General features: G+C 62.0%; 17 protein-coding genes. 10 read left to right on the plus strand and 7 right to left on the minus strand.

The features are described 5' to 3' along the window. Positions 1–2: 2 nt before the first annotated feature. From AB4Y87_RS21370 to AB4Y87_RS21395, 6 genes are all read left to right on the plus strand, one after another. A complete protein-coding gene (locus AB4Y87_RS21370) occupies positions 3–1,160 on the plus strand; it encodes a uroporphyrinogen-III synthase (RefSeq protein WP_442006266.1) in 1,158 nt (385 codons plus the stop codon). Between the two features lie 124 nt (positions 1,161–1,284). After that, on the plus strand, positions 1,285–2,316 hold the full coding sequence (locus tag AB4Y87_RS21375; RefSeq protein WP_442006267.1) for a LacI family DNA-binding transcriptional regulator: 1,032 nt from the start codon (positions 1,285–1,287) through the stop codon (positions 2,314–2,316). A 140-nt stretch (positions 2,317–2,456) separates the two neighbouring features. Further along, the gene (locus AB4Y87_RS21380) at positions 2,457–3,752 is read left to right on the plus strand and encodes a sugar ABC transporter substrate-binding protein (RefSeq protein WP_442006268.1); all 1,296 of its coding nucleotides are present in this window, start codon (positions 2,457–2,459) and stop codon (positions 3,750–3,752) included. A gap of 87 nt (positions 3,753–3,839) precedes the next feature. Then, complete coding sequence (locus AB4Y87_RS21385) at positions 3,840–4,802, plus strand: carbohydrate ABC transporter permease (protein ID WP_442006269.1); 963 nt, start codon at positions 3,840–3,842, stop codon at positions 4,800–4,802. A gap of 1 nt (position 4,803) precedes the next feature. Then, positions 4,804–5,691, plus strand: coding sequence for a carbohydrate ABC transporter permease (locus AB4Y87_RS21390; RefSeq protein ID WP_442006270.1), 888 nt, complete (start codon positions 4,804–4,806; stop codon positions 5,689–5,691). A gap of 36 nt (positions 5,692–5,727) precedes the next feature. Then, positions 5,728–7,260: a glycoside hydrolase family 32 protein gene (locus AB4Y87_RS21395; protein WP_442006271.1), complete on the plus strand. Its 1,533-nt coding sequence runs from the start codon at positions 5,728–5,730 to the stop codon at positions 7,258–7,260. A 76-nt stretch (positions 7,261–7,336) separates the two neighbouring features. On the opposite strand, the gene AB4Y87_RS21400 is transcribed toward AB4Y87_RS21395, so the two are convergent. Next, entirely contained in the window at positions 7,337–8,785 is a 1,449-nt protein-coding gene (locus tag AB4Y87_RS21400) for a sugar porter family MFS transporter (protein WP_442006272.1), read from the minus strand. Between the two features lie 135 nt (positions 8,786–8,920). Here AB4Y87_RS21400 and AB4Y87_RS21405 point away from each other — a divergent pair, with 135 nt between their 5' ends. Beyond that, positions 8,921–9,937: a LacI family DNA-binding transcriptional regulator gene (locus AB4Y87_RS21405; protein ID WP_442006273.1), complete on the plus strand. Its 1,017-nt coding sequence runs from the start codon at positions 8,921–8,923 to the stop codon at positions 9,935–9,937. Positions 9,938–9,988: 51 nt separating this feature from the next. Here AB4Y87_RS21405 and AB4Y87_RS21410 read toward each other — a convergent pair whose 3' ends face one another. The 5 genes from AB4Y87_RS21410 to AB4Y87_RS21430 are packed head-to-tail and all read right to left on the minus strand — an operon-like array spanning position 9,989 to position 13,467. Continuing rightward, entirely contained in the window at positions 9,989–10,309 is a 321-nt protein-coding gene (locus AB4Y87_RS21410) for a carboxymuconolactone decarboxylase family protein (RefSeq protein ID WP_442006274.1), read from the minus strand. Then, entirely contained in the window at positions 10,306–10,896 is a 591-nt protein-coding gene (locus AB4Y87_RS21415; RefSeq protein ID WP_442006275.1) for a flavodoxin, read from the minus strand. Before AB4Y87_RS21415 ends, AB4Y87_RS21410 begins: the two co-directional genes overlap by 4 nt. Then, positions 10,802–11,659, minus strand: a complete 858-nt coding sequence (locus tag AB4Y87_RS21420) for an aldo/keto reductase (protein WP_442006276.1) — start codon at positions 11,657–11,659, stop codon at positions 10,802–10,804. The genes AB4Y87_RS21415 and AB4Y87_RS21420 overlap by 95 nt, the downstream gene beginning before the upstream one ends. Positions 11,660–11,686: 27 nt before the next feature. Continuing rightward, on the minus strand, positions 11,687–12,097 hold the full coding sequence (locus AB4Y87_RS21425) for a (R)-mandelonitrile lyase (protein ID WP_442006277.1): 411 nt from the start codon (positions 12,095–12,097) through the stop codon (positions 11,687–11,689). Beyond that, positions 12,094–13,467 carry an MFS transporter gene (locus AB4Y87_RS21430; protein ID WP_442006278.1) on the minus strand — a complete coding sequence of 458 codons (1,374 nt, stop codon included), beginning with the start codon at positions 13,465–13,467 and terminating at the stop codon, positions 12,094–12,096. Before AB4Y87_RS21430 ends, AB4Y87_RS21425 begins: the two co-directional genes overlap by 4 nt. 129 nt (positions 13,468–13,596) lie before the next feature. Here AB4Y87_RS21430 and AB4Y87_RS21435 point away from each other — a divergent pair, with 129 nt between their 5' ends. Both AB4Y87_RS21435 and AB4Y87_RS21440 read left to right on the plus strand, forming a co-directional pair. Continuing rightward, on the plus strand, positions 13,597–14,496 hold the full coding sequence (locus tag AB4Y87_RS21435; RefSeq protein ID WP_442006279.1) for a helix-turn-helix transcriptional regulator: 900 nt from the start codon (positions 13,597–13,599) through the stop codon (positions 14,494–14,496). Positions 14,497–14,523: 27 nt separating this feature from the next. Next, the gene (locus AB4Y87_RS21440) at positions 14,524–15,723 is read left to right on the plus strand and encodes an MFS transporter (protein ID WP_442006280.1); all 1,200 of its coding nucleotides are present in this window, start codon (positions 14,524–14,526) and stop codon (positions 15,721–15,723) included. Between the two features lie 159 nt (positions 15,724–15,882). On the opposite strand, the gene AB4Y87_RS21445 is transcribed toward AB4Y87_RS21440, so the two are convergent. After that, the gene (locus AB4Y87_RS21445) at positions 15,883–16,479 is read right to left on the minus strand and encodes a dihydrofolate reductase family protein (RefSeq protein WP_442006281.1); all 597 of its coding nucleotides are present in this window, start codon (positions 16,477–16,479) and stop codon (positions 15,883–15,885) included. A 101-nt stretch (positions 16,480–16,580) separates the two neighbouring features. Here AB4Y87_RS21445 and AB4Y87_RS21450 point away from each other — a divergent pair, with 101 nt between their 5' ends. Further along, entirely contained in the window at positions 16,581–17,006 is a 426-nt protein-coding gene (locus tag AB4Y87_RS21450) for a hypothetical protein (protein ID WP_442006282.1), read from the plus strand. Positions 17,007–17,091 lie beyond the last annotated feature (85 nt).

Here is a 17,091-nt window from a genome sequence, read left to right on the forward strand (position 1 = left end):
CAATGACTGTTGCACGTGCCTTTGAAATCCAAGACGTCACAACCGCCACGGACGTTTCAGAAGCTACCGAAGCGCCGCTGGACGGGTTCCGCATAGGCGTCACCTCGCATCGCCGTTCCAGGGACCTCATCGAGGCCCTGGAACGCCGTGGTGCGAGCGTGCTCCATGCTCCGGCCTTGAAGATCGCGCCCGTGCAGGAGGACATGGTCCTCATCGAGGACACCCGCACCATCATTGCCGCCAAGCCTGATATCTGCATCGCCACCACGGCCTACGGCATGCGCCGCTGGTGCGAAGCAGCGGACTCCTTCGGCATCGGCGAGCAACTCCTGGAAACACTCTCGGCCTGCCGCATGTTCGTTCGGGGACCCAAAGCCCGCGGTGCCGTCCGCGCGGCCGGACTTGCCGACGTCGGAATCAGCAGTGACGAAACCACAGCGACACTCGTGGACATGCTCCTGGTGGAAGGCGTCCGGGGCAAGACCGTTGCTGTGCAGCTGCACGGCTACACCGACGTGCGCCAGCTGGAGCGGCTGCGGATGTCCGGCGCCAGGGTCCTGACGGTGACGCCCTACCGTTGGGTCAAGCCCGACGGCGAGGACAAACTGCCGCGCCTGATCGAGGCCGTGTGCAACGGCAACCTTGATGTCCTGACCTTCACCAGCGCCCCGGCAGTGGACGCAATGTGGAGCACCGCGCACGAGATGGGTCTGTACCGCCAGCTCATCGAAGCGCTCAAAGGTCCCGTGACGGTTGCCGCCGTCGGGCCCGTCACCGCACAGCCACTGGTCGACGCCGGCCTGACGCCACTCATTCCCGACCGTTACCGCATGGGTGCACTGATTCGCTTGGTGACCGAGCACCTGTCCCTGAACCATGTGCGCCGCCTGGAAACCAAGAGCGCCACCATCGAACTCCGCGGGCGCTGCCTGCGGATCAACGGCGAAGTAGTAGAACTCGCTCCGGCGCCCTTGCTCTTGCTCCGGGCCCTGCTCGGCGCCGGTGGTGCGGTGCTGTCCCGTGAAGCGCTCTCGGACCTCCTGGACCTCCGCGGTTCCGTGCATGCCCTGGACATGACCGTCAGCCGGCTGCGTTCCTCGCTTCCGGACGGCAAGCTCGTGGAAACCGTCGTGAAGCGCGGGTACCGGCTGCGGGCTTAGGTTCGTCCCCCAAAAAAGCACCGCGACGTCCAGGACGTTGCGGTGCTTTTTTGCTTGACAGTTGCAAAACGTTTTAGGTAATGTGATCCAAACAACATCCAAAACGTTTTGCAAAGGACTGTCGATGACGACGAGGGTAGGTATCCGCGAAGTGGCGAAGGCTGCCGGCGTTTCAATCACCACGGTGTCCCATGCACTCAACGACGCCACCAGCGATCGCGTGAACCGCAAAACGCAAGAACACGTACGGGCAGTGGCCAAGGACCTGGGCTACGCCCCCAATCGCCTGGCGAGCGGACTGCGGAACCAGCGTTCGCAGATCATCGGCCTCGTCAGTGATCAAATCACCACCACACCCTTTGCCGGGGCCATGATCCGCGGCGCCCAGGAAACCGCCTATCAGCGGGGCTACCTGCTGATGGTGCTCAATTCGGGGCTCGACAACGATCTTGAGAAACACGAGATCCAAACCCTCCAGCAGCACCAGGTGGACGGGATCATTTACGCCCGTATGTACCACCAGGGCGTCACGGTTCCGGAAGAACTCTACGAAGTCCCTACCGTGCTGYTGGACGCGGCCTCCGCTGACAGTTCAATCTCCTCAGTGGTCCCGGATGAAATCGCCGCCGCAGAAAGTGCAGTGGAAATCCTTGCTGCTGCAGGGCATACGAGGATCGGGATGATCAACAATATCGACGACATCCCGGCCACGCACGGACGGCTGGAGGGCTACCGAAACGCCCTCATTCGCAACGGGCTGCCGGAAGATCCCCGACTCGTCGCCTCTGCGCTCTCGGACACTGTGGGCGGCAGGCAAGCAGCGGCACAACTGCTGTCCTTACCTGATCGCCCCACTGCCCTGTTCTGCTTCAACGACCGCATGGCCATGGGCGCCTACCAATCAGCTTCCGCAGCAGGCCTCCGCATCCCGGAAGACCTCTCTGTGGTGGGAATGGACAACCTCGAACTCATCGCAGACTCGTTGTGGCCGGGGCTGACCACGGTTGCCCTTCCGCACTACGAGATGGGGTGCTGGGCCGTTACCCGGCTTCTGGACGACATTGAAAAGCCCGGCACGCCGCCGGGGCAGAAAAAACTCATCTGCCCTGTCATAGAGCGGGGCTCGGTGGCACCACCCACTGACATAAGCCACTAACCCACGCGAAAGACCACGTCAAAACACGACGTCACAACACCGGATTCCACAAAGAAAGGGACGCAGCCGTTGCAGCGGCTGCGCCCCGAAGGACCCGGGTCAATCATCCACACCCCAAAACAGCAGAAAGATTGAGAATCATGAACACACGATTCACACGGATCCTGGCAACCAGCATAGCTGCGGCGGCCCTCGTCGGCAGCCTGGGCGCCTGCAGCAAGGGCAGCTCCTCGTCCACAAGCGACAGCCCCAAAGAGATCACCATGTGGACGCACGCCGCCGGAAACCCGGAGGAACTGGCGGCAACCCAGGCGATCGTGGACTCCTATAACAAAAGCAGCGGCGCGAAGGCGCAAATCAAGGTGCAGGCTTTCCCGCAGGAGTCCTACAACGATTCCGTCGTTGGGGCCGCGTCAGCCGGAAAACTTCCCTGCATCGTGGACATTGACGGACCCAACGTTCCCAACTGGGCATGGGCCAAGTACCTGGCGCCGCTGAAGCTGTCCGCGGACCTTTCCAAGAACCTCCCCAGCACCGTTGCCAAGTGGCAGGGCGATACCTATGCGGTTGGGTACGGCGACGTCGCCTTGTCCATGTTTGCCCGCAAATCCGATCTCGCTGCGGCGGGCGTCCGGGTCGCCACCCTTGAGAAGCCATGGACAAAGGACGAGTTCCAGGACGCGTTGACCAAACTCAAGGCACTGGGTAAATGGGATTACCCGTTGGACATGGGTACTGCCGGAACGGGCGAATGGCTGCCCTATGCGTACTCGCCGTTCCTGCAGTCCTTCGGCGGAGACCTGATCAACCGCCAGGATTACCAGTCGGCTGACGGAGCCCTTAATGGCGACAAAGCTGTGGAATGGGCCAAATGGTTCCGCGGACTGGCGGATCAGGGCTTCATGGCGACGAAGAGCGGGAAAGACTCCACCCAGGACTTCCTGAACAACAAGAGCGGCCTCCTCTACACCGGTTCCTGGGCTGGGGACAAGGCCCGGGCCGCCCTCGGAGATGAGCTCGTCGTCATGCCCAGCGTGGACCTGGGCAACGGTCCCAAGATCGGCGGAGCTTCCTGGCAGTGGGGCGTCACCAGCGGCTGCAACAACATGGATGCCGCGATGGACTACCTGTCCTATTCCTTGAAGCCGGAAAACGTGGCTTCCGTCATCAAGGCAACGGGAGGCATCCCCGCCACCAATGAAGCCGCCGCCCTGATTCCAGCGTTCGCCGAGGGCGGTGCCAACCGTATCTTCATGGAGTTCTCCCGCGAGTACGCGGTATTGCGGCCTGAAACCCCGGCTTACCCGTTCATCGCCACCGAATACGGCAAGGCTGTCCAGGACATTCTGGCCGGTGCGGATCCCAAGGCGGCCCTGGACAAGGCGGTCAAGGCGATCGACGCCAACATCAAGTCCAACGGCGGCTACAAGAACTAGCCGGCGAGCCGAACGGAACGGCGACGGCGGCACTCACCTGCCGTCGTCGTCGGACCTCCCGGCCCCAGCTGTCAACGGAGAACCCCCATGACAACCACCCGAATTCCCCCTACTTCTGGCCGCCGCTTGGCGGCCCCCGCCCCCGCCGCACCGCCCAGCAAACCCCATCGCCGCCCGCGCTACGTGCGCGAGCAGATCGCCGGCTGGGGAATGATCGCCCCCGCCGCAGCCCTACTCCTGCTCTTTGTCTTCCTCCCGGCGATCCTGGGCTTCGGCCTGGCATTCACCAACGCCCGCCTTGTGTCACCGCGGCCTGTTGAGTTTGTGGGTGCGGACAATTTCGTCCGGCTCTTCACAGATCCCACGTTCTGGCGGGCACTGCTGAACGTCAGCTACTTCGCGGTTGTGGTGGTGCCCGTCCAGGCCGGCCTTGCCCTGGCGATGGCGCTGCTGATCAACAAGAAGTTCCGCGGGGTGAACTTCTTCCGCACCCTGTACTTCCTTCCTGTGGTGACGTCCATGGTGGTGGTGTCCCTGCTGTGGCTGTTCATGTACCGCAAGGACGGCCTGATCAATGAGTTCCTGTCCGCGGCCAGCTTCGGCCTGATCGATGGCCCGGACTGGCTCAATGATCCGGCCACGTCCATGCCGGCCATCATCATCCTGTCGATCTGGCAGGCCGCCGGCTTCCACATGATCATCTGGCTCGCCGGCCTCCAGAGCATCTCCGGGGAACTGTACGAGGCAGCCCAGCTTGACGGGGCAAGCCGCTGGCACCAGTTCCGCTACGTGACCTGGCCGGGCCTCAAGCACACCCGCACCCTGATCCTGGTGACCATCACCATCCAGGCACTCGGGCTCTTCGACCAGGTCAGCGTCATGACCCAGGGCGGCCCGCTCGATTCCACCACCACCATCATTTTCGAGGCGGTGCGCTCGGGCTTCAAGCAGCAGGAAACATCCTATGCCTCGGCCATCTCCCTCGTATTCTTCGTCCTGGTGCTGCTGATCTCCGCAGTGCAGCGCTACCTGACCCGAGAGAAGGACTGACATGAAAGAGACACTCACATCCAAGGGTCTCAGCAGTGCAGGGACCATGGTCGTACGGATCCTGTTTGGCGTGGTCGCCGCCTTCCCCCTCCTGTTCATGGTGGTGTCTTCGCTCAAGCCGGACCAGCAGATCTTCGGGGACATGTCCTCGGTGGCAGCCTTCCTGCCCATCGGCAATGTCTCGTTTGACAACTACGCCGCTGTGTTTGACCGTGTGCCGGCCGCCCGCTTCCTGATCAACTCCATCGGGGTTTCTGCAGTCACGGTGGTGTTGGGGATCTTCATCAACAGCCTCTGCGCCTTCGCCTTGTCCCGGATGCAGGTCCGCGGCAAGCGCATAGTGTTCACGGCGATCCTGGCCACGCTGATCGTGCCCTTCCAGACGCTGGCGCTGCCGCTGGTGTGGTGGGTGAACCAGTTGCCGTTCTTTGAGCTCAACGGGTTCAGCCTTGAGATCTCCAAGGGCTGGCTGGACACTTACCAGGTCCAGATCATCCCCTTCATCGCCAATGCGTTCTCCATCTACCTGTATCACCAGTACTTTGAGTCGATCCCGAAGGAGCTCGATGAGGCCGCAAGGATTGACGGCGCTGGCTGGTTCAAGATCTACCGCCTGGTGGTGATGCCCCTGGCAGGCCCGGCGACAGCCACGGTGGCGATCTTGACGTTCCTGCCCGCATGGAACTCCTATCTGTGGCCGCTCATGGTGGTCCAGTCCGAGGAGCTCCGACCCGTCATGATCGGCATCCAGTACTTCTTCCAGCTCAACGTCTCTTGGGGCGAAGTCATGGCTTATGCGTCCCTCATCACGGTCCCGGTGGTGGTGCTCTTCATCGCCTTCCAGCGCTCCTTCATCAACAGCATCGCCTCCAGCGGCGTCAAGGGCTGACGCGGCTTGCCCCTCATGCGAAAGGGAAATGCTCCCATGAATACAACCGCCGACCTCGACTGCCGCTACCGGCCCAAGTGGCACTATTCCGCGCAGCGCAACTGGCTCAACGACCCCAACGGGCTCCTCTACTCCAATGGCGTCTACCACCTCTTCTACCAGCACAACCCGGAGGGCGATACGTGGGGCAACATGTCCTGGGGCCACGCCACCTCGGTGGACCTGCTGCATTGGGAAGAGCAGCCCGTGGCCATCCCCTGCGACGACGAAGAAGCCATCTATTCCGGCTCCGCTGTGGTGGATGTCCGTAACACGAGCGGTTTCGGCACCCTCGACAACCCGCCCCTCGTGGCCATCTATACGAGTGCTTACACCTCCGGCTCGCCCATGGCCGGCCTCCAGGCGCAGTCCCTGGCCTACAGCACGGACGACGGCACCACTTGGACCAAGTATTCGGGGAACCCAGTGCTGGACAGGGTCTCCCCGGACTTCCGGGATCCGAAGGTCTTTTGGTACGACGGCGACGCCGGCAGCTACTGGGTTATGGTCGCCGTCGAAGCAGCCCGACGCGAAGTCGTGCTGTACAGCTCACCGGACCTGCTGTCCTGGGAATACCTCAGCACCTTCGGCCCGGCGAACGCCACCGGAGGCGTGTGGGAATGCCCGGACCTGTTTGAACTTCCGGTGGACGGCGACGTCTCCAACACCCGGTGGGTTCTGGTGGTGAACCTCAGCCCGGGCGGTATCGCCGGCGGCTCCGGCGGTCAATACTTCGTTGGAAAGTTCGACGGCGTGACGTTCCATTCCGAAACTACCGTCACCGAAGGCCTCCAGTACGATGACACCCGGATGGCCGAGTACGGCTGGCTCGACTTGGGCCGGGACTACTACGCCGCTGTATCCTTCAGCAACGTACCCGACGGACGCCGGCTCATGATCGGCTGGATGAACAACTGGCAGTACGCGGCTGCCACACCCTCCGACGGCTGGCGCAGCGCCATGTCGCTCGTTCGCGAAGTGAAGCTGGTTTCCCACGGCGGGCGTCCCGTGTTGATACAGGATGCCATTGACCCTTTCGAAGGCCATGGAACGGAGATGGCACTGGGCCGGCAACGCCTGGAACCCGGACTGACGTGGCTTCCCCAAGACGTATCCGGGGAAGTGCTGAGGATCGATGCCGAGTTCGAGCCCGGGCATGCCGGAAGGGTGGGCATCGTGCTGCGGGCCGACCCGCAGCGAGGGGCTGCGCCGGGTGTCTTTTCCACAGGCGCAGAGCGCACAGTCCTGGCCTATGACCCGGCAACGTCGGAACTCAGCCTGGACCGCACAGAATCCGGCAACGTCGGATTCCACGAGGCGTTTCCGTCAGTGGATCGCGTTACTGTGCCGTTGGAAGATGGCCGGATACGGCTTCGGATCTTCCTTGACCGCTGTTCCGTCGAGGTCTTCGCTCAGGATGGCACGGCAACCATCACCGATCAGATCTTTCCGGCGGACTCGAGTACCGCCCTTGCCCTCTTCGCAGAAGGTGAGGGGGCCACGCTGGTGAGCTTCGCCGTCGTGCACTAACTAGACGTTCGCAAAAACCGCCAGAAGGGAGCGACGCCTTGAGCGCCGCTCCCTTCTGAGGGTTTTGGGATAGTGACTAGTTCTTGTGCACCAGGTAGATGGCGCCGGTGGTCACGTCCTCTTCGAGAGCCTCCAGCGTACGTCCACGGGTTTCGGGGACCTGGGTGTAGATAAACACCAAGGCGAAGATGCCCACAACACCAAAGAGGAAGAACGTTCCCGTGATCCCCATCCCGGCAACAAGTGTGGGGAAGAAGAGACCCAGCAGGGCGTTGGCGATCCACAGGCAGAACACGGACAGGCCAATGGCGAAGCCGCGGACGTGCAGCGGGAAGATCTCGGACAGCATCACCCACACAGCAATGTTCAGGAATGTCTGCATCGATCCCACGAACGCCACCACCAGGAACAGGATCACGAAAGGCCTGGCCGCATTGCCCACCGGAAGGGCGATCGACGCGATACCGATGAGGAAGTGGCAAACCGTAGTCAGGGTGAAACCCAGGAGCAGCGTTGTGCGGCGGTTGACGCGCTGCATCAGCGTCAGCGCAATGACACCGCCGACGACGGCGATCACACCGGGCGCGATGTTGGCGACGAGCGCGGCATTGGAAGTGAATCCCGCCTCAACGAGTACGGACTGGCCGTAATACATGATCGAGTTGATGCCCGTCAGCTGCTGGGCAACGCCCAGCCCAATGCCTACAAGAATGATGCGCAGGATCCACTTGTCCTTCAGCGCGCCCCATGAGGTAGCCCTCGACGCCCTTTCTTCGTCCGCCAGGTGCTTCACGTCTGCCATTTCTGCCTCGGCGCGGTCCTCCGAGCGAATGGTCTTGAGCACTGCCAAGGCTTCCGGGTTCCTACCCTTGGAGATGAGCCAGCGTGGAGATTCCGGCATCCGCAGCATGCCAAAGAACAGTGCGATGGCGGGCAGTGCGGCAACAGCGAGCATGATGCGCCAGACTCCGCCGACTTCGCCCCAGACATTGCCGATGATGGCGTTGACAACGAACGCAGCCAACTGGCCGATGACAATCATGAGTTCGTTCCGCCCAGCCAGGGAACCACGGATTTCGTAGGGGGCCAGCTCGGCCAGGAAGACGGGCACCACAGTGGAAGCACCGCCAACGGCCAGGCCCAGGATGACGCGCCCGATGACCATTACCTCAAAGCTTGGCGCCGAGACACAGGCCAGCGTACCCATGAGGAACAGCACGGCCAGGAGGATGATCGTCTTCCTGCGGCCCCAGCTATCCGAGAGGCGCCCGCCGCCGACTGCTCCGGCAGCTGCCCCAAACAACAGTGAACTGGTGACGATCCCTTCCGTCAGCGGTGTCAGTCCGAGGTCGGCTGTCATTGGCCTCAGCGCGCCATTGATGACACCAGTGTCGTAGCCGAACAGCAGGCCCCCGAACGTAGCGACCAGGGCAACAAGGCCCAGTCGCTTACGATGCGGGCCATTGGTTAGCGGAGGAAGGGCAGCATTGCCGGTTCCTTTGCTCTGCGTTTGCGTAGCAGACATCAGGACTCCTTTGTCGGTGTGTTGCAGGCCATAGTGGCCTGTCCTGAAGTACAGACTAACGCGCGAAAGGCTTAAATGTAAGGTCAAACTAACAAATGACAAATTTTCATTCTTTTCCCCGTGGGAGGATGAACTATGGCTCCTGATTCTCAGCACCGCCCCGCCACGCAAAGCGACGTCGCGCGCGAAGTGGGCGTTTCCCGGACCTTGGTGTCTTTCGCCTTCCGCGGCGCACCAGGTGTCAGCCACGATACGAAGCAGGCCATCTTCGAGGCCGCCAAGCGTCTCGGGTACCGGCCCAATGCGGTAGCGGCCGACCTTGCACGCAAGCACCGTTCCGCCGTCGGGCTTTATCTGCTGGACATCCGCAACGAGATTTACGCTGACGTCCTTAGCGGCGTCCGCACCGCGCTACCACAAGACAGTAACCGGCTCATCTTAAGCGTTTCGCGGTCCGTGGACGGCGTGGATCCGGGCGCACTGGAGTCCCTGATTGAGGCCCGTGTTGGAATTATCATCGCGGCTACGCTGCTGGACTCAGACGAACGGGTGCAAGAAATGGCCCGGATCGTCCCCCTGGTGAGTGTGACCCGGCCGGTGCACGGCGTGGACAGCGTGTACTCGGATGACCTTGCGGGCGCACGGGCGGCAACCCAGCATCTCCTCGGCCTCGGGCATACGCGCATCGCCCATCTTTCTGGCCCGGTCTACGACGGCCACGTCGTCCGCCGCCAGAGTTACGAGCAGACAATGCGCGACGCCGGGCTCTCACCCCAGACGGTCGCAGCCGAGGACTTCACACCGGATGCAGGACAGCGCGCCGCCGCACAGATACTGAACCATTCCGACCGGCCGACTGCGATTTTCACCCACAACGACCAGTTGGCGCTTGGCGTTCGCGAAGCCGCCTACGCACGGGGCCTCTCCATTCCCGAAGATTTATCCCTTGTGGGCTACGACAATACAAGGACCGCCCACCTGCACGGCATTGACCTCACGTCCGTGGACTTGCATGCTGTTGAATTGGGTCGGACCGCCGGCACAGTAGCCCTGGAACGGCTCAATAATCCGGATGCCCCCATCGCCGACGAACGCCTCATGCCGCAATTGGTGGTGCGCAACTCAACCGCGAGGGTGCTCCGCGCGAAGTGAATCGCGAACCATGTCGGTAACTAGCGTTATTCATTTTGGCGCGGTCCGGCTTCAGGAATTAAAGATTTCCTTGGCTACTGTGATGGCTGACATCGCTTTGGGCCATCCTGCGTAGAAGGCCAGATGGATGATGGCTTCTTTGAGCTCGGTTTCGGTCAGGCCGTTGTCTTTGGCCCGGGCGAGGTGTCCGCGGAGTTGGGCGGTGCTGCTGCTGGTGACGAGGCTTGCTACTGTGACCAGGCTGCGGTCACGCGGGGACAGTTCGGCACGCTCCCACACATCTCCGAAGAGGACGTTGTCAGTGAGGTCGACGAGTTTGGGAGCGAAGTCACCGATGAGTTGCTGCGCACGGGTTTGGGCTGGTTCGTTCATTGGTCGGGTCCTTCGGATTGGTTCGTTGGGAATGAGCGGGGCCTGTCAGGATGCTGTTTTTCGAGGAGTCCGATGTCTTGGAGCCAGGATTGGATGCCCGGACCGGCGGCGGTGACTTCCTCTCCTTTCACGGCCAGTCCTTGGCCGATGACCCCATCTGGGCAGGATGTTGCGTAGTCGCGTTTGGCGTTCCCTAGCCCGCTCATTGCGTGGGTGGTGACTGGATGGATCGTTTTGCCGGTGAAGTTGAAGCTCTCGGTAAATGTGGTCATGATCATGGGTGCTCGGACATTCCAGACGCCGCTGGCCAACAGAACGGTGTCGTACTGGTCGATGTCCAGCAAGGGGTTGGCGATGGCGGGGCGGGCGTTGTCGTTTTGTTCACGGACGTTGCGGTCGACCGTTGCATCGTAGCTCTCGGGATAGGGGTCTGCGGCTTCGATGCGGTGAACATCGCAGGTGATGAGTTTGACATGTTCATGGGTGACCGGGTTAGTTGTACCGGCGTCCGCCCAGCCAGCCCACCATCGCAGGATCGCGATGGTCGAAGAACTGGCTGTCGCCGGTGTCGAGTCCAGCGATGGCACCCATTTGTTCCTCGGTCAGGGTGAAGTCGAAGACGTCGAGGTTTTGTGCCATGCGCTCGGGTCGTACGGACTTGGGGATCACGACGATGTTGCGCTGGATGAGCCAGCGCAGGACGACCTGAGCGACGGATTTGCCGTGGGATTTCCCGATCGCGGCGAGGGTTTCGTTGGTGAAGAGGCCGTTCTTGCCTTCGGCGAAGGGACCCCACGACTCGATCTGCACGCCTCGCTCGATCATGAGCGCTTGGTCCTCTGCCCGCTGGTGGAAGGGGTGCGTTTCGATCTGGTTCACGGCCGGGACGATCTCGTTGTGGTCGATGAGGTCCACGAGACGGTCCTGGTGGAAGTTTGAGACACCGATGGCACGGGCGCGGCCTTCTTTGTTGATGTCCTGCATGGCCCGCCATTCGCTGTAGTAGTCACCGAGAGGCTGGTGGATCAGGTACAGGTCAACGTAGTCCAGGCCGAGGCGGGTCAGCGAGTTCTCGAAGGCACGCTTGCTGTCGTCCTGGACGTTGCCGGTGGGTGCGTGCTGGATCCAGAGCTTGGTGGTGACGAAAAGGTCCTCGCGGGCCACGCCACTTGCCTTGATTGCTGCACCTACAGCCTCTTCGTTGCCGTAGGACGCTGCCGTATCCAAGTGACGGTAGCCGGCTGCGATGGCAGCTTCGACCGCGGCTTGGGTTTCATTGTCCGGAATCTGGAAGACGCCGAAGCCGAGGATCGGCATCTCCACGCCGTTGTTAAGGGTCACGTTGTGCATTGTTTTTCCTTTGCGTTGCTGTGGTTATCAGTTATGTTCGCGGCTTTGGGCGGTCTGATAGTCGGCATCATCGACGGGTTCAAGCCAGATGGCGCTTTCCCCGTTGAGGCGTTCGACCACGGCCAGGTGGCACATCATGCTCTCCGATGTGGCTCCGTGCCAGTGTTCTTCACCTGGCGGGGTGTGGACTGTGTCTCCCGGGCGCATGAAGATCACAGTCCCGTCCCGTGTCACCACGAGCCCCGCGCCCTCGGTGCAGTGCAGGGTCTGCCCGACGGGGTGGGAATGCCAGTTGGTGCGGGCACCGGGTGTGAAGTGCACCAAGGCGGCTGTCAGTTGCGACGGTGCCTCGCCGGTGTGGAGCGGGCTGAGGTAGACGTCGCCGGTGAATCTATCCTGGGGTGCTTTGACCGTCGGTGCGGGGTTGATGAGTTTCATGCGGTTCTCCTTTGTCCGTGGCGCAGCGTCAGGGAGGCTATGACGAGAATGACGAGGACGACGGCGGTCCAGCCGAGGCTGGTGCGCAGCCCGTCCATGAAACCACCACTTGCGAGGACGGCACCGAATATCGCGACGCCGAGAGAGCCACCCACTTGCCGTGCTGTGTTGACCACCCCGCTGGCCGTGCCCGCGCGTTGTGCGGGTACGTTGTCCATGACGATCGCGATGATCGGCGGCACGGTGAAGGATCCGCCGACACCGACGGGCACCATAACAAGTGCGACCAACAGCGTCGGTGAGTCCGAGGGCAGGAAGCAAAGCCCGGCAAGTCCGATCGCCATGATGATTTGTCCGGCTGCGATGATGGCGACCTGCCCGTGGCGGGCCATGAGCCGGGCCACCAAGGGGTTGAGCGAGGCAACGAGCGCGGTCATCGGCAGGAACAACAGCCCGGTCTCCAGTGCTGTGGCACCGCGTTGCTGTTGGAAGTACAGACTCTGCAGGAAGACGACGCCGTAGAAGGCCGCCATGGTGACCAGCGCTATGGCCAAGGTGGTGGAGACCGTTCGGGAGCTGAACAGATCAAGGGGGATCATTGGTGTCCGCCCCCTGGCCTGGACGATCAGGAACCCCGTGAGTGATAAAGCAAAGACCGCGAAAACCGTGAGTATCCCGGGGCTTCTGTACCCTGCGGAGGCTCCCTCGATGATGCCGTAAGTGAGGCTTGCCAATGCCAGGACAGCGGCAATTTGCCCGGCCCAATCGAACGGAGAGGGCCGGCGCGGTGAGGTGGCGACCAGCGAGAGCACCAGAAGAGCTGCTGCCCCCACGGGGAGGTTGACGAAGAAAATCAGCCGCCAGTCAATCCCGGTGAGGAGACCCCCAAGCACGGGTCCGGCCGCTGCAGCAACGGAGCCTCCGAGGCCCCAGTACACGATGGCCCGGCCACGTTGAACTGCGTCGTGGTACGCCTCCCGGATCAGGGCAAGGGAGGCCGGAGTGATCATCGCTGCTCCGATGCCCTGAAGGATCCGGCTGACGATCAACGCGACCAGGGTGGGGCTGAGCGCACACGTGGCCGATGCGACAGTGAACAGGACCATCCCCATCCCGTAGGACCGTCGGGCCCCGATCCTGTCAGAGAATGTGCCGGCAAATAGCTGCAGCGCCGAGAACATGAGCGTGTAGCCGGTAATGACCCACTGCAGCCCTGACAGACCACCGCCGAGGTCGTTCCGGATCGCGGGCAGTGCCACATTCACGATCTGCGCATCCAGGGCCACGACAAAGAAGCCAAGCATAGCCACCATCAGCGAAGCCCTCGGCCGCGCCGCTGTTTTCGCAGCACTCACAGCAGACAGGGACATGGGATCCTTTCAAGGGGGAAGCGGAACTTTCATCAAGCAAACCAGCCCCTTCACATACGTGGGAGTACCTGCTGTGCGGTGTACTGGCAGTTCCTGTTAGGCAGACTTGGCCCCACGTAGCCTTTAGCCATGGACAACAACAAGGACGTCCGCGAGTTCCTCATGACGCGGCGGGCACGTATCACCCCGGCCCAAGCCGGCTTAGCCGCCTACAGCGGGACACGACGGGTTACCGGGCTCAAGCGTGAGGAAGTGGCCATGCTGGCCGGCGTCAGCACGGAATACTATGCCCGCCTGGAACGCGGGAATCTGAGGGGCGTTTCCGAGTCCGTCTTGGACTCTCTGGCCCGTGCCCTTCAGCTGGACGAGGCAGAACGCTCCCACTTACTGGACCTCGCCAAGGCGGCCATCCCAACGCAGCCGTCGGGCCACCGCGTTCCACGGACCGAGGTCCGTCCCAGCATCGAACGGATCCTCTCCGGCATGACGGGCACTCCGGCCTACGTCCGAAATGCCAAGATGGATATTGTCGCCGCCAACAGCCTCTGCTTCGCCCTCTACAACGGCATTCTTGCCCCGGCAACCCTGCCGCTGAATCTTGCCCGGTTCATGTTCCTGGACTCCCGTTCCAAGGACTTTTTCGTCGAGTGGGAGACTATCGCCGATGATTTTGCGGCTGCTCTCCGCGTGGAGTCCGGTCGTCGTCCCCGCGACCGCTACTTGAATGGCCTCATCGGCGATCTCGCAGCTGGGAGCACTGAATTTTCCACGCGCTGGGCGCGACACAATGTGCGCTTCCACAGGTCCGCCCGCAAGAGGATGAGAAACCCACTGGTTGGTGAAATCGAGCTGACAGGTGACGCTCTGGAGCTGCCCGGCGATGGACTGACCTTGATCGTCTACACGGCTGAGCCCGGTAGCCAAGCCGAAGAACAACTGGCCTTTCTGGCCAGCTGGAGCAGCACAGGAAACCCGCTGAATGCCGCAGACGTCTGCACTCTACCGGCTCCACCGCCTTCGGCCGGCTAGGCGATGATGCCTCGGAAGGTCCTGCCCGTGAAGCATTTACTGACCTCATCAATGGCTTTACTGTGGGGCCTGCAATTCGCTTTCCTCACTCCAGCGCTGGCATTGATTCTGGTCGAGTTGTTCGATGCCACTCCGGCGGATGTCGGCTGGGTTCTGGCTGTCTACAACACTGGAGGGTTCCTTGCCGCGCTTGTGATACCCGCCTACGCGGACCGGAAGAACGACTATCTGCGGCCTATGCTGTTTTGTGGTTTTTTAGCGCTGGCCCTTCCGGCGGTGTTGGCTCTCACTACGACACTGCCCCTTGCGGTGACTGCCCTGGTTGCATTGGGTGGCCCCTCCGGCGTTGGTATGTCGCTCCTCTTTGCACACCTGAAACACTCGGGGGCAAGCCCAAACGATGTCGTCAACACCCGGGCAATTGTGTCCTTCGCGTGGGTAGGGGGCCCGCCGCTGGCCGCCTACATCGTCGGTGTTTTCGGGAGCCGGGCGGTTCTACTCGCGTTGGCCGCGATTGCGCTCCTCAATCTCACGGCAACCGGCGCCTCGGCCTTTCAGCGTAAGGTTGCCCCAGCGACGGGCGCAGTACTCCAGGAAAGGGTGGCAAAGGATGTGCCTGTGCCGGCGAAGTTAGCCGTGATTGGTGCAGTGATCGGCTTCATTGCGCTTCAGGCCACAGATAGTGCGGCCGTAACCATCATGGCCTTGTTCGTGAATGAGCGCATTGGGGAAGGACTCATCTGGGCTGGTATCGCTTTGGGTGCTTCAGCAGCCCTTGAGATCCCCGCGTTGCTCTACATTGGGCGTTTAAGTCGGAAGTATTCAGGGAAAGCCCTCATCGCCTCGGGATGCTTGGCCGGGCTCGCCTACTACGCAGGAATGACTTTTGTGGCCGACCCCGCCACGCTCATCGCTCTTCAGGTTCTCCACGCGTGGTTCTTCGGGGTCGTGGCAGGCGTGGGACTGACGCTGTTCCAACAAATCATCCCTTTTCCGGGTCTGGCCTCCGGCCTGTTTACCAACACCCGTCGTCTTGGCGCAATCGCGTCCGGTCCGATTATCGCCGTCGGATCTCTGTCATCTCTTGGTTATCAGGGCGTCTTTGCCGCCTGTGCGATTCTCACCCTGGTGGCCTGGGCAATCATCGAGATGACCGCGCGGGGCCGTAAGCAAGCGCCGCCCCCCGAACAAAGTCGGGTCCATGTTGAGCAGGCGGAGATATCTTGAGTTCCACGCGCATCCCGTGGAACTGCCCCGAGGGTCTGCCAAATCCCCATTTAGGCACGGGGATCATCAGCACACGCCCGTGCTGCTAACGCCTGACCAAGTGTTCACGGAGATTGATCCGGCCAGTACCGCCCCTTCAGGGCTGCCAGGAGGAGGTCCTTAACGTGGCAGGCGGTACCGAACGTGGGTGACGAGTTTGGTGCCGGCCACTTCCGTAGGCTCAAGCTTGAGATTACCCACGCCGTCCAGCAACCGCTCGCCACCACCAAGAGTCATGGGCGAAATGTGGAGCCGTAGCTCGTCCATCAACCCCGCTTGGATGTACTGCCGGGCCGTCTGGGCTCCGCCAGCGATGGCCACGTCTTTGCTGCCTGCGGCCTCGCGCGCCTGTGCAAGCGCGGATTCGATCCCGTCGTTCACGAAATGGAACGTGGTGCCGCCCTGCATCTCCAGCGGCTCATGCTGATGGTGTGTCAGGACGAAAACCGGCGCGTGATATGGCGGTTCTTCACCCCACCACCCACGCCATTCCTTGTCCCACATGTCTGGGCCCGGTCCCGCAAACATATTCCGCCCCATGATGAAGGCGCCGGCGGCGAGGATTTCCTCAACCTGGGCCGCGTTGGCTTCGGGCTCTTCAAACATCCATCGGTGCAGAAGCTCTCCGCCGTCGCCCAAGGGCTCCGACATCCGCTGGTTGGGACCGGCAACGAAGCCGTCCAGGGAGATGGTCAAATCGCACGTCACTTGGCTCATTCGCCCATCATGCCACTGGGCAACCTTCGCCAACCAGGGCAGCCCTCGCCAAATCGGCCACCTACGGCGGAAACTGGGGCTACACATCTCAGGAGGACCACATGACATCCGAACTGCTGGAGCGACTCAACATCCTGGTCGGCGAATGGGAGACCACTGCCCCCGGCATGGACGCCGCCGGCCGGACAACGTTCGAATGGTTGCAAGGCGGCGGTTTCCTTATCCAGCGCTCCACTGTTGAGAGGCCGGAATTCCCGAATGCCATCTGCACCATCGGCGCTACTGGATCCGACGGCGCACTTCAGCAGCATTACTTCGATTCCCGGGGCGTCGCCCGCATCCTGGACATGACCCTGGACGAGAACGTGTGGACCCTTTTCCGAGATGGACCCGATTGGCCGCAACGCTACATCGGACGCATCAGCGAGGACGGGAACACCATCACGGGCCGATGGGAGCGGGGAACCTACCCAGGCGGACCGCTTGAGCACGACTTCGACCTCGTGTACACACGGATCATCGCGTGACATCCAACCAGTCACGCCGGATCAACGGGATAACTCCACCTCATGGACAGATCCCCGGCCCGGTGGGAACATAAGGGCGATAGTC

It is taken from the genome of Paenarthrobacter sp. RAF54_2 (genome assembly GCF_052113945.1).
GTDB lineage: Bacteria > Actinomycetota > Actinomycetes > Actinomycetales > Micrococcaceae > Arthrobacter.